A 12,124-nucleotide genomic window follows, 5' to 3' on the forward strand; every position below is an offset into this window, starting at 1 on the left:
CCCTCCCGTTTCAACGGTATTGTTCGATTTTGGTCCCTTGTCTCCTATTCCCGTTTCCTTCCGCGTCATTCTTTTGAAGACAAAAAAAACCTTTTTAAAGCACGAATGGCTTCAAAAAGGTTTAGGTCTTTCATGATTCTTGACATGGTTCCGGTTGTTGTAACGCCATTTGTTCAAGTGTCGCTTTGACACCTGCTACACAGTCTGGCAATCCAACACCATCATAAGCAAGTCCGGCTAAATGAATGTGTGGATAGTGCGAAGCGATGGTTTCTCGCACTTCTTGAATCCGCTGTGCATGCCCTACCGTGTAGGCCGGTAAGCCGTCTAATAGACGACTGATGACGACACGTTCCGGTTGCAACGGACGACCACAGATGGCTTCAAGATCTTCTAAGACGACCCGTTCAATCATTTCGTCTGATTCACGAACGAGTGCATCTTTTCCGGGACGACCGATGAAGGCACGAAGCACGGTATGATTCGGTGCTGCATGATTCCACTTTTGATCAATCGCCGTACACGCTGTAATCGAATACGGTGCCTGACGGTTGACGATGAAACCTGTTCCATCGATCGGCAACGCTGTTTCCTTATCGAAAATCAACGTGACTGTCGCTGTCGAGTGTGTCGAGAGGTTCGCAAGCCCAGGCAGCGTCGCTTCTGGTAACAGGGACACGACTTGGCGATGCGGAATCGTCAACAAAATATCATCGGCATACTCTGGACCATGATCCGTTTCGAGACGATACCGCCCATCTTCTTCCCGTTTAATCGAGCGAAGTGGTGTCTCAAGACGAATTTCTGTCCGTTCAAGCACCTCTTCTAGCCGCTCGACGAGAGACTCGAGTCCAGTAGCGAGCGATAAAAATTGACCTGTCGCTTTGAGCGTCGGACCTTGTTGTTGGTCAAGCGGACGCATGAGACGCATTCCTTCAAACAAACTTCCTGCCTTTTGTTCATTTGCAACAAATTGTGGGTAGGTCGCAAACGTACTCATCCGATCGATATCACCAGCATAAATGCCTGAAAGAAGCGGTTCGATCAGCTTCTCGACGAGCGCATCTCCAAGACGCGGACGCAAATACTCTCCTAGTGGGATATCTGTTTCTGGAATCGTCAAATCAGGAGCCGGGTGAAGCAATCGTTCTGACACTTCTGCTTTTTCTTCTTCCGTCAACAAAGAAGTCTCTGCAAATAACTCTAAATCCGTCGGGATACCCATGACGGCACCTTTTGGAATCGGGTGGAGACCTCGCGCATCCAATATATAGGCTTGCGACGTGTTATTACGAACGAGTTGCTCCCCTAATCCAATCTCTTCGATGAGATCCGTCAGTACGTGTTTTCGTGCTACATACGAATCTGGTCCCCGCTCGATCGTCAATCCTTCGTCCCGATATGTTGCCACCTTACCACCGAGACGACCTTCTGCCTCAAGTAACGTGATGTTCATTTCCGGAAACTGTTTCTCTGCATAATAGGCGGCCGCAAGTCCTGATATACCGCCGCCCACGATGACGAGACGTTTACTGGACATAACTACCCACCTGTTTCGCGACGGCTTCCGTGACAGCTTTCATGAAAGCAGGATCCGCGTTTGGCATGACAGGTCGCGCATAATAGATTCCGAGTTCGTCGCAGACGACTTTACACTCATAGTCATTATCGAATAATACTTCTAGATGGTCCGCAACGAAGCCGACTGGCACGTAAACGAACGCTTCGTATCCTTTTTCTTCGTAAACATCACGTGTCAGATCCTGAACATCAGGGCCGAGCCATGGCTCAGGTGTTTGTCCAGCTGATTGCCAACCTGTGATCATATGCGGTACACCGGCACGTTGTGCAATCAATTCGGCAGTTTCTTTCAATTGCTCTGGGTACGGATCGCCGTTTGCGATGATTTTCTCAGGCAGACTGTGCGCTGAAACGACGAGAACGGCTTTTTCTTCAGGAACTGGTAAAGCGTCGAACGTCTTGCGGATTTCTTTCCCCCACCAATCGAGAAATGCTTCTTCTTTGTACCACGATTCAACGGATGCGAGACGAATACCGTGCTGATCTGCGACTTCCTTCGCACGACCATTATATGAACGAATACTGAACGTCGAATAGTGCGGTGCTAAAACGACTGTGACCGCTTCTGTGATGCCGTCTTTTGCCATTTGCTCGACAGCATCCTCAACGAATGGCTCGATGTGCTTTAGACCAAGATAAAGCTTAAACTCGATTTCACCGGCATATTTCTCAGACAATTGACGGTGCAGCTCTTCTGCCTGGTCAATCGTGACTTGTGCGAGTGGTGAGACTCCACCAATGGCTTCGTAGCGTTCCGTCAACTCTGCCAATGCTTCTGGAGACGGTTTGCGTCCGCGGCGGATATGCGTATAATACCGCTCGATATCTTCAGGTTTATACGGCGTACCATACGCCATGACAAGTAATCCTAACGTCTTCATTTTTCTACCTCCATTTTTTCTTTCGAATAATCATGGATAAATGCAGTCAAACGTTTCAATACTTCTGGATCAACTTCCGGGAAGATACCGTGACCGAGGTTAAAGATGAACCCTGGTTGTTTCATTCCCATGTCGAGAATCTCCTTCGCTTTCGCTTCAAGGATATCCCATGGTGCTAACAGATAAGACGGATCGAGGTTCCCTTGGACGGGTTTCGTCAGCCCACGTTCACGTGCTTCATCGATCGATAAGCGCCAATCGAGTCCAACGACGTCTAACGGTAAGCTATGCCACTCTTCTGCCAAATGACTCGCCCCTACACCGAACATGATCATCGGCACGCCTGTATCTTTTAGTTCCGTGAAAATGCGTTCCATCGTCGGTTTGATGTAACGGACATAATCTTTCCGGCTTGTCGTTCCGACCCATGAATCAAAGATTTGGAACGCTTGAATCCCTGCATCTACTTGTGATTTGATGTAATCGATGACCATGTCACCTAGTTTCTCCATTAAGGCATGCCATACTTCAGGTTGTCCATACATCAATGCTTTCGTTTTATGGTATCCCTTTGAAGGTCCACCTTCAATCATATAGCTCGCAAGTGTAAATGGCGCCCCGGAAAAACCAATTAATGGCACTTCAAGTCGTTCCCGTAATAAACGAATTGTTTCATAAATGTACGGAATATCTTCACGGTTGAACGGTTGCAGTGCTTCGACATCTGCCATCGTGCGAATCGGATTCGCAATGACTGGACCGATGCCACTCTTGATTTCAACATCAACGCCCATCGACGGAAGTGGCGTCATGATATCTTTATATAGAATCGCTGCATCGACCCCTAGTTGTTTTACAGGTAGTTCTGTCACATATGCGCCTAGCTCCGAGTCATGTGTGATCTCGAAAAGCGTCCGTGTCTTCTTGATTTCACGATATTCCGCTTGATAACGACCTGCTTGTCGCATGTACCAGACGGGAACGTGATCAATCTGCTCGCCACGGATCGCCCGCAAAAACGTATCATTGAATTTCTTCATCATAACTACCCCTTTATACTCGTTCTAACGCCCCAAAAAACGTACGATAAGTTTGTGAACACAGAAACATTATATCTGAAATTAAGAAGTCTGTGCCAATAAATCGTTTACAAAATGACAGTTCTGTTACCAGTTCATGAAATGTTCACTGTTTCTTGTAAAGACCGAATGCAGCGTTTAACTGACCACGAATTAAGTCAGAACGTTGCTGTTCCGTTACCTTACGTTCTTTTTCTCGAATTTCGTGCGTGCGCCAACCATCCTCGATTTTTTCCGCGACTTCGACGAGTCGCTCGACATCCGTAAACGAATATTTTCGCGTCTTTCCATTTGTCCGTTCTGGAAAGATTAATTTCCGTTCTTCATAGTAACGAATCTGACGTTCTGACAAGCCGGTCAATTCACAGACGATTCCGATCGACATCACCTTTTTTTCGCGGTACTTCATCTTCGTCACTCCTTTCCACAAAAATACCATGTCAGATTTTCTGACACAATACGTTTCTTTGAAAGTATTTCCGTCTAAAGTAAACACATACTTTAAATGGATAAAGGAGGAACGACAATGAAACTGGAACAACTCGCAATTTCAGTCGATACGTTTTATGTCTTATTCGCAGCACTGCTCGTCTTTACGATGCAAATCGGATTCTTACTTCTGGAAACAGGGATGTTACGGGCAAAGAACGCGGGGCACGTCGCTGTTAAACAAATTATCAGCTTCTCAGTTGCCGCTCTCGCCTTTTGGGCTATCGGATTCGGATTGACGTTCGGTGATGGTAACTCCATTATCGGAACAGAAGGATTCTTCTTACATGGAGGATTCAGCAGCCTTGATTGGTCGAACATCACGATTGATGTAAAGTTCCTCTTCCAACTCTCGTTTGTCGCCGTCTCTCTCGCAATCGCTTGGGGCGGATTCGCAGAACGTGCTAAATTATCCGTTTACTTGTTGTTCGGAACGTTTTTCGTTGCTATCATCTATCCGATCATTGCTCGTTCCGTTTGGGCAGGTGGATTCCTTGGTTCGCTCGGAATGCAAGATTTCGCCGGGTCAACGGTCGTCCACTTACAAGGTGGGATTGCTGCACTTGTTGCTGCTTTACTGCTTAAGAAACGAATCGGTGCTGAAAAAACACCGTTGCTTGGACACAATGTCATTTATTCTGTCGTCGGTGCCTTCATCCTCTGGTTATGTTGGTTCGGCTTCAACGCTGGTTCGACATTAACGATTGCCGACGGATTCTTTAGTTACGTTGCTTTGACGACGTTACTCGCGACTGCAGCAGGTGCCCTCGGCGCTCTTGCCATCTCGTTCTGGCACCGTCGCGTCGCAGATATCCCTTCGATCATCAACGGTGTGTTAGCTGCACTCGTTGCCATCACAGCAGCCTGTGCCTTCGTCGAACCATGGGCAGCCGTCGTCATTGGATTCCTTGCTGGTGTGATCACGTATGGAACGAGCATTCTTCTCGCAAGTCGCGTGGATGATCCACTTTGTGCCTTCTCCGTTCATGGCGTCGCTGGTATCTGGGGTACACTCGCAACTGGATTCTTCGCTTCACCTCGACTCGTTGAAATCACAGGTATCGGACAAGCAGGACTCTTCTATGGAGGTGGCTTCACGCAACTCGGTGTTCAAGCTCTTGGTGTCGTCTTTGCTATCGTCATCGTCAGCGTCTTAAGTTATGCTTTCTTAAAAGTCCTCGACCTTACGATCGGACTTCGAATCACACGCGAAGATGAACTCCGTGGTCTTGACGTCGCGGAACATGGTCAAGCTTCTTACGATCTTCCTGCTCCTGTCAGCAAGGAATTGCATATGGTTGAAGAAGAAGATCTATCAAACGAACGTGTCAATTAATGGTTCATAACGAATAAGAGCCTATGCGATGAACATCCATCGCGTAGGCTCTTTCTTGTTTATTATTTTCGGGCATAGTATTCACCAATTACAAGTGCTATGGCTGCCCCACCAACGACATACATGGATCCACTTAAGAAGAATCCAAGTAGCGTCAAAACGATGCATTGACTGATTGCTGCGAAGCGGATGATTTTCCGTTTAGCATGTACGGCATTCCCAAATGGCAGTAAGCGAGTCAACAGATGCTGATCGACTGCTTTCGTAAACGGCGCCAATTGAAAACTCGTCAGCCCACCAAATGCAGGAATCGCAAGTGCAACGAACCAAACGTTACCGCTCGCCAACCACATGAACACAGCCCCGATCAGTGTTAAACGAACAATCAATCCGATGCCGTCCCCACTCCGGATGAACTGTTTGACATACAAATAATCAAATGTCGTCTGGGCTTGGTACGGAAACCGCTCGACCATGTTACTTAAGAGACGACGGTGTTTATACGTTGCCGATAGATGTGGAACATCGACGAACCAGTTGGCTAGTCGATAAAAACGATCACGTGATTCTCGTTCGAGCGCAATCCATTCACGTAACGGAAGATGATCCTGACGCTTCAGATGAAGGACGATCATTAACAGCAAGGCAACGACGATCGACATCCACGCCATATCGATGATGACGAGTAGTGCTGCTCCAAATGCATACAATAACACTGTTCGATGTGCGATGCCTTCAAGTTTCGACAAATTCGCTGCCGCTCCGAATAGGGCAAGAGCTACGCCCATTAAGACAAGTTCAAACGGTGTCGTCTGTTCTGTCCGAACATATAGAACAACGACTGCTAGAAACGGAATCACGGCACGAATGATACCAAAAATCGCATTATATGCGCGCACCTGCTGCATGAAACTGGATAACTTCGCTAACACGGGTAATAGAAACACTTGATCCGCCTCGACAAGAAACGTTCGACTTGTCCGGTAGAGCGGCAGAATCAGAAATAAGGCTGCCATGACGAATCGACCTGGAAATGATGGATCGAGTTGGTCGAGGAAACGACCGTAGACGACTAATGCGTATAAAATAACAAAGTAGACGGTGAATAATAGTCCACCATTCGCCATATATCGTGTATATTTCACTGTTTCCGTCATCGCCGCCTGATACCGTTCCTTCCATAAGGACTGGCTATTCATCGTTCTGCCTCCTCGATCGCAGCAACGTACAGATCATCCAGCGTTCCATCTTGTAGTCCATAGCGAGCTCGTAAAGCAGCCGTTGTCCCTTCCGCCGCAATATGTCCTTCATGTAAGAGAACGAATCGGTTGCAGTGGCGCTCGGCTGTCTCCAGGATATGCGTTGACATTAAAATTCCTTTACCGTCCTGCTTGAGTTCACTGAAAATCTGAAGCAACTCTCGGATTGCCAGTGGATCAAGTCCAACGAATGGTTCATCAACGATCAACAATTCACTCCCCGTGACAAGGGCGCACAANNGATCATTGCTTTTTGTTTCATCCCTTTTGAGAAGACACTTGGAAACCACTCTAATTGTTTCGTCATCCGAAGACGTTCAGCATAATGATTTGCTCGTTCTATCGCTGCTGCTTCTTCGACATCATATCCTTGTGCCATGAGGCGAAGGTGCTCCCGTAACGTTAGTTGTTCATATAACATCGGCTGTTCCGGAATATACGCGACTTGACGACGATACTCGGTTTCGTTCGTCGCTAAATCCAATCTATTGATTCGTACAGATCCCGTTTTGACCGGTAATAGACCGAGGATGTGTTTAATCGTCGTTGATTTCCCCGCACCATTTAAACCGATTAAACCAACGAGTTCCCCTTGATCCACTTCAATATTGATATCATGAAGGACTGTTTTAGATCCGTATCCTCCTGATAAACCCTTGATCTCTAATAACATGTTTGCCACTCCCTTTAAGCTCATCGTAAGGTAGATCTTCTTAGACTTTCTAGCTTCGTGCCTCATTTTTTAAAATATAATGTTTTAATACTTGTTTTTTCGGCAATTACTCTAAGTGTAATCGTTACATCAATATATGAAAACGATTTACATGCAAATCGAAAGTGAAAACGATGAATCGTTCATTTAATCTTTATCAAGTGGTCTAATCTTCTAGTCCTTTCAATGAATGAATGATTTCAATTTTTTCACTTTCACACGTGTTTATAACTGCCTGAAAACAGGTAAAACTAATATGTAGAGGAGTTGTTTAAAAATGGGATTCTTATGGGCATTAATCGTTGGTGGTCTCATCGGTTGGATCGCAAGTTTAATCATTGGAAAAGATGTGCCGGGCGGCATCATCGGTAACATCATCGCTGGTTTCATCGGTTCGATGATTGGTCAAGCTATCTTTGGTTCAATGGGACCAGAAATTGGCGGATTTGCAGTCATTCCGGCTATTCTCGGGGCAGTCATTTTGATCTTCATCGTCTCACTTATTCTCCGGGCAGTACGCAAGTAATCATATATTTTAATCGAAAAGGAGTGTTTTGAAATGGGATTCTTATGGGCATTAATCGTTGGTGGTATTATTGGATGGTTAGCAAGTCTAATTTTAGGTAAAGACGTACCAGGCGGTATCATTGGTAACATCATCGCTGGTTTCGTTGGTGCATTGATCGGTCAAGCATTATTCGGAAATTGGGGTCCAATGGTTGCTGGATTCGCAATCGTACCTGCTTTACTCGGAGCTATCATTCTCATCCTCATTGTATCGTTCATTCTCCGTGCGGTGAATAAACGATAAACAAAAAATCCTCGGACATGATGTCCGAGGATTTTTTATGCGCTAGTTTTTTATACTTTAATCTTTTAATTGTAACCACATGCCATCTTCTCGCTCGACGACACGTTTTTCCACTCGTAAATTCAACCATTCGAACACGCCTTCGAGAAAGCTAGATGGATATTCCCAAACCGTACCGACGCGCTCTCGCTTCTTTCGTTCTGGTTTTCCAGCGACAGCTTCCAATTCATCCGGAGTTTTATTCAATCGGATTAATAACTCCTCCACCTGTCCCGACTGATAGGTCACTTCATATCCATCGTACCGTGCTCGATTCGCAACTGTCGAATCAGGCGTTCCGAACGCGTTCTCGAATGCATCGCGCGATTTCCCGAGATAGCTGGTCATCGTATCGATACTTTTTCCAGTCCGCGCTTTCACTTCCGTCTCAAGTAATGTTTTAATATCGACTGCATATTCGTTTGATACAGTCGTATTGAACTGATCAGCTAATTTAAAATCAACTGCCGTGTTTGGTTCATCACCGAGTTGAACGGTTTTTGAGTCCTGAACGGTCTGTCCTGATTGGTCGGCACTCACCTGGACATCATATTCTCCTGGAGAACGCTTGATTTCTAGTGATGTTCCATCCATCGTTCCAATGACTTCCCCGTCTAATGATACTTCTGTTTTAGGGACATCACTTGAAACGATCAATCGTTGTGGATTCAGATCGAGAGAATACCGGTCATACCAAAGCCATCCATCCTCTTTTTGTAACGTAAATAGATGTGCCTTTACTTGTTTACCAGAGTCTTGATCCTGTTTAACTTGTTTGATGACCCGATCTGTTCGTTCTGATTCAGTCGTCAACCAAGTAATGAGTCGTGTCGCCTCACTCATCGGTAATGGTTTATCGTTCATCGTGACTAGTTGTTGGAATCCACGCTGATCCTTTTCCTTCAATAGAGTAGCAAGCCGCTCGTCCGTTTTCTCCATTTTTGCCGCCTCTTGCATGTTGCGCCCAAACCAAAAGGCAACTAACAAAAACAGACAGGCGATGAAGGCGCTACCAATGAGTAAACGTCGTTTTCGTTTTTTCTGTGCCGTTGAGGCTATTCGTGATGCCATGCACTTCGCTCCTTTTTCTCCATTAGCTGTATGGTCTTAAGTGTATCGGGTTCAAGTTGACTGTCAATCGTGCGGAAGGCGGAAACTTTCCGTATACTAATATTATCTTACCCAAAGGAGTGACTGTTCCATGCAAAAAGAATCATGTATCTTCTGTAAAATCGCTCGCAAAGAAGTCCCTGGTCATATCGTATTTGAGAACGAAACCGTTCTCGCCTTCCTCGACTTGTCACAAGTGACGAAAGGACATACGCTCGTTATCCCAAAACAGCATGCCGATAATATGTATGATCTCTCGCCTGAACAGGCACAGGACGTGTTTGCGACGATTCCGCAAATCAGCCGTGCGCTTCAACAAGAGACAAATGCAGCTGGTATGAACCTTCTATCCAATACAGGAAAAGTAGCTGGTCAATCAGTCTCACACTTCCATTTGCATCTCATTCCTCGTCACGATAAGCAAGACGGATTCAGCGCGAAGTGGGAAGTCCATAACGACGAGTATACGGCAGAAGAATTGGCTGAGCTCGCAAATTCAATCGCTTCGCATATCTAAGGCTGTTCTTTTTCTTCTCTTCTTAGAAAAATATTGCCGAAATAGGTTTCTTTCACTCAATTTTCGGTAAAATAATATGAAACAAATATTTTAATATTAAAAAGGAGGTTTATCATGTCGAAGCGTCCCGCCCGTAACTGGGTCGCTTTTGGTGCTACGCTAACACTTGTGACTTTTTATGGTCTGAAGGCGCTTCGCCAAGGTACGAAAAGCGACTCTTCGAACGGTCATCAACGTCGAAATTCTTATTCTACAATCGTAACGAATGTGCAGGATTTGACCCACGAGGGCAAGAACTTAGTAGAGACAGCAAAAGTGTCTGGTATGCACTTCAAGGAAGAAGTCATGCAGAGCGTCTCGGAATACCAAACGGAAGTCCAAGCATCGCTCACGAAGATCCAGTCTCTCGCTGATGAAGCGAAACAGGAAGCAGACCAGCTTTCTCCACAAAAGTAAGATCCGTTGCTTCGATTTGTTTTTGTATAGTTTGCATTTTGCGCGTTTGAGCCATTGTCACCTTTCGAAAGGATGAGTCAGATATGGAACACGAAAAGTTATATCCTGGACAAGAAGCATTATTGTATAGCCATAAAATTGTCCAATTAAGCAAAGCACTATGGAAAACGGTAGAAAAAGATTGGCAAAATTGGATCAAGCCTTTTGATCTGAACATCAACGAACACCATATTTTATGGATTTCGCATGCCCTAGGTGGTGCCTCGATTTCTGAGATCGCGAAGTATGGTGTCATGCACGTCTCGACGGCATTCAACTTCTCGAAGAAGTTAGAGGACCGCGGATTGTTGACGTTCTCGAAAAAGGAAACCGATAAACGAAATACCTATGTCCAGTTGACACCGGCAGGCGAATCGCTTTTACTCGAGACGATCCAAGCATTCCGTCCCGAAGAAAATGGCGTCTTCCGCGCATCACTTCCTCTTCAGGAATTGTACGGTAAGTTCCCAGAACTGACGGATATTTCTGCAATTGTGCGTCGTTTGTACGGAGACAGCTTCATGGACATCTTTGCCGAGACATCGAAGATGATCACGGAAGAAGCAGATCGCCGTCCGCAAGATCCTGTCATGGACTCGATAAAAAAAGCATAAGCATACTATCATCAAAAGCGTTTTAGCCTTCAGCTAGAATGCTTTTTTTAGGTCTTATTTCCTCATGACAGGGACATTACTACTATGTCTCAAGAGCGTTATTTCCCTCACAATTTCCCATAAAAATTATCCTCAACCGACTACCTGGATGTGATAGCATGGAAAAGAGCAAGTATCTCTTGGCATGACAAGATACAGCTGTCAACCAAACGAGAATATGATATGATAAAACGGTTGAAATAAATGGTAAATTAGGGGTGTATGTATGAAAAAGAAATTGTTAGGCGCAGCAGCAGTCGCAAGTGTATTTACGTTAGCAGCATGTGGATCAAATGACGAAGCCGTCATCAATTACAAAGGTGGCGAAGTCAACAAGGCTGACGTCCAAGATGAAGCATACGAAAAAGCTGGTGCTCAAATCGCCTTCCAGCAAACGATGAACAAATTGCTTGAAAAGAAATACGGTAAGGAAGTCACGGACAAAGAAGTCGAAGCAGAAGTCAAGAAAACAAAAGACCAGTTCCCGGATAAAGAGCAGTTCAGCTCAACACTGAAATCTGCTGGAATCAAGAACGAAAAAGAATTCGAAAAAGTACTTCGCACACAAATGCTCTTAACAGAAGCAAAATCTGCGAAATCCAAAGTAACAGATAAAGAAATCCAAGAGCGTTTCGATCAAGAAAAAGTCGAAGTCAAAGCAAGCCATATCCTTGTTGCGAAAGAGTCAGAAGCAAAAGACATCAAAAAGCAATTGGATAAAGGTGCAGACTTCGCGAAACTTGCAAAAGAAAAATCAACAGATACAGGTAGTGGTGCAAAAGGTGGAGACCTCGGGTACTTCACAAAAGGTAAGATGGTCAAGGAATTCGAAGATTACGCGTTCAAGGATGGCGTTGAAGGTAAAATCTCCGATCCGATCAAAACACAGTTCGGCTATCACATCATTAAAGTAGTCGATCGTAAAGAGAAGAAAAACTTCACGCTCGATAAAGAAAAAGCACGTATTAAAAAAGCACTTGCTGAAGAAAAAGCAGCACAAGTCAACCCGAACGATATTTATCGTTCACTCATGAAAGAATACAATGTCAAAGTCGAAAACAAAGACTTCAAAGACGCTTTCGATCTAGACAAACAAGAACAACAACAAATGCAACAACAAATGATGCAACAACAGCAATAATCAAAAAAGGAAGCCGTGAAG

The 12,124-nt window shown here is 45.2% G+C and carries 13 protein-coding genes and 1 pseudogene; 7 read left to right on the forward strand and 7 right to left on the reverse strand.

All coding sequences use genetic code 11. From position 1 onward, the window contains the following. Nucleotides 1–130: 130 nt before the first annotated feature. The 4 genes from hemG to B2751_RS06235 form a co-directional block, all read right to left on the reverse strand. A complete protein-coding gene (gene hemG / locus B2751_RS06220) occupies nt 131–1,540 on the reverse strand; it encodes a protoporphyrinogen oxidase (protein WP_035409399.1) in 1,410 nt (469 codons plus the stop codon). Next, complete coding sequence (gene hemH / locus B2751_RS06225; RefSeq protein WP_290773565.1) at nt 1,530–2,462, reverse strand: ferrochelatase; 933 nt, start codon at nt 2,460–2,462, stop codon at nt 1,530–1,532. The genes hemG and hemH overlap by 11 nt, the downstream gene beginning before the upstream one ends. After that, nucleotides 2,459–3,505 carry a uroporphyrinogen decarboxylase gene (gene hemE / locus B2751_RS06230; protein WP_035409400.1) on the reverse strand — a complete coding sequence of 349 codons (1,047 nt, stop codon included), beginning with the start codon at nt 3,503–3,505 and terminating at the stop codon, nt 2,459–2,461. Before hemE ends, hemH begins: the two co-directional genes overlap by 4 nt. A 142-nt stretch (nt 3,506–3,647) precedes the next feature. Then, the gene (locus tag B2751_RS06235; RefSeq protein WP_035409401.1) at nt 3,648–3,950 is read right to left on the reverse strand and encodes a MerR family transcriptional regulator; all 303 of its coding nucleotides are present in this window, start codon (nt 3,948–3,950) and stop codon (nt 3,648–3,650) included. A gap of 117 nt (nt 3,951–4,067) precedes the next feature. Between B2751_RS06235 and B2751_RS06240 the strand changes: the two genes are divergently transcribed. Then, nucleotides 4,068–5,366, forward strand: a complete 1,299-nt coding sequence (locus B2751_RS06240; protein ID WP_035409402.1) for an ammonium transporter — start codon at nt 4,068–4,070, stop codon at nt 5,364–5,366. A gap of 62 nt (nt 5,367–5,428) precedes the next feature. Here the strand turns inward: B2751_RS06240 and B2751_RS06245 are convergent, their stop codons facing one another. Further along, nucleotides 5,429–6,565, reverse strand: coding sequence for an ABC transporter permease (locus B2751_RS06245; protein WP_290773568.1), 1,137 nt, complete (start codon nt 6,563–6,565; stop codon nt 5,429–5,431). After that, nucleotides 6,562–7,298: pseudogene (locus tag B2751_RS06250) on the reverse strand (ABC transporter ATP-binding protein). The gene B2751_RS06245 and the pseudogene B2751_RS06250 overlap by 4 nt, the downstream one beginning before the upstream one ends. 316 nt (nt 7,299–7,614) lie before the next feature. Between B2751_RS06250 and B2751_RS06255 the strand changes: the two are divergent. Together B2751_RS06255 and B2751_RS06260 are read left to right on the forward strand one after the other, a co-directional pair. Next, on the forward strand, nt 7,615–7,863 hold the full coding sequence (locus B2751_RS06255) for a GlsB/YeaQ/YmgE family stress response membrane protein (protein WP_035409405.1): 249 nt from the start codon (nt 7,615–7,617) through the stop codon (nt 7,861–7,863). 33 nt (nt 7,864–7,896) lie between these two features. Next, nucleotides 7,897–8,148, forward strand: a complete 252-nt coding sequence (locus B2751_RS06260; protein WP_023467348.1) for a GlsB/YeaQ/YmgE family stress response membrane protein — start codon at nt 7,897–7,899, stop codon at nt 8,146–8,148. 57 nt (nt 8,149–8,205) lie between these two features. On the opposite strand, the gene B2751_RS06265 is transcribed toward B2751_RS06260, so the two are convergent. Continuing rightward, nucleotides 8,206–9,258: a TcaA second domain-containing protein gene (locus tag B2751_RS06265; protein WP_290773571.1), complete on the reverse strand. Its 1,053-nt coding sequence runs from the start codon at nt 9,256–9,258 to the stop codon at nt 8,206–8,208. Between the two features lie 130 nt (nt 9,259–9,388). On the opposite strand from B2751_RS06265, the gene B2751_RS06270 reads away from it, so the two are divergent. The 4 genes from B2751_RS06270 (at nt 9,389) to B2751_RS06285 (ending at nt 12,103) form a co-directional block, all read left to right on the forward strand. Then, complete coding sequence (locus B2751_RS06270; protein ID WP_035409407.1) at nt 9,389–9,814, forward strand: HIT family protein; 426 nt, start codon at nt 9,389–9,391, stop codon at nt 9,812–9,814. A gap of 114 nt (nt 9,815–9,928) precedes the next feature. After that, entirely contained in the window at nt 9,929–10,270 is a 342-nt protein-coding gene (locus tag B2751_RS06275) for a hypothetical protein (RefSeq protein ID WP_035409409.1), read from the forward strand. Nucleotides 10,271–10,353: 83 nt separating this feature from the next. Continuing rightward, a complete protein-coding gene (locus B2751_RS06280) occupies nt 10,354–10,923 on the forward strand; it encodes an HTH-type transcriptional regulator Hpr (RefSeq protein WP_035409411.1) in 570 nt (189 codons plus the stop codon). A gap of 265 nt (nt 10,924–11,188) precedes the next feature. Next, nucleotides 11,189–12,103, forward strand: coding sequence for a peptidylprolyl isomerase (locus B2751_RS06285; protein WP_035409413.1), 915 nt, complete (start codon nt 11,189–11,191; stop codon nt 12,101–12,103). The last annotated feature ends 21 nt before the right edge of the window (nt 12,104–12,124 follow it).

Origin of the sequence: Exiguobacterium sp. UBA6282, from assembly GCF_002440475.1 — a bacterium.
Classification (GTDB): domain Bacteria; phylum Bacillota; class Bacilli; order Exiguobacteriales; family Exiguobacteriaceae; genus Exiguobacterium_A.

Coding starts and splice junctions, on each gene's coding strand:
- hemG (WP_035409399.1), bottom strand. CDS start 1,540: ATGTCCAGTAAACGTCTCGTCATCGTGGGCGGCGGTATATCAGGACTT.
- B2751_RS06240 (WP_035409402.1), top strand. CDS start 4,068: ATGAAACTGGAACAACTCGCAATTTCAGTCGATACGTTTTATGTCTTA.
- B2751_RS06260 (WP_023467348.1), top strand. CDS start 7,897: ATGGGATTCTTATGGGCATTAATCGTTGGTGGTATTATTGGATGGTTA.
- B2751_RS06265 (WP_290773571.1), bottom strand. CDS start 9,258: ATGGCATCACGAATAGCCTCAACGGCACAGAAAAAACGAAAACGACGT.
- B2751_RS06245 (WP_290773568.1), bottom strand. CDS start 6,565: ATGAATAGCCAGTCCTTATGGAAGGAACGGTATCAGGCGGCGATGACG.
- hemE (WP_035409400.1), bottom strand. CDS start 3,505: ATGATGAAGAAATTCAATGATACGTTTTTGCGGGCGATCCGTGGCGAG.
- hemH (WP_290773565.1), bottom strand. CDS start 2,462: ATGAAGACGTTAGGATTACTTGTCATGGCGTATGGTACGCCGTATAAA.
- B2751_RS06255 (WP_035409405.1), top strand. CDS start 7,615: ATGGGATTCTTATGGGCATTAATCGTTGGTGGTCTCATCGGTTGGATC.
- B2751_RS06270 (WP_035409407.1), top strand. CDS start 9,389: ATGCAAAAAGAATCATGTATCTTCTGTAAAATCGCTCGCAAAGAAGTC.
- B2751_RS06285 (WP_035409413.1), top strand. CDS start 11,189: ATGAAAAAGAAATTGTTAGGCGCAGCAGCAGTCGCAAGTGTATTTACG.
- B2751_RS06235 (WP_035409401.1), bottom strand. CDS start 3,950: ATGAAGTACCGCGAAAAAAAGGTGATGTCGATCGGAATCGTCTGTGAA.
- B2751_RS06280 (WP_035409411.1), top strand. CDS start 10,354: ATGGAACACGAAAAGTTATATCCTGGACAAGAAGCATTATTGTATAGC.
- B2751_RS06275 (WP_035409409.1), top strand. CDS start 9,929: ATGTCGAAGCGTCCCGCCCGTAACTGGGTCGCTTTTGGTGCTACGCTA.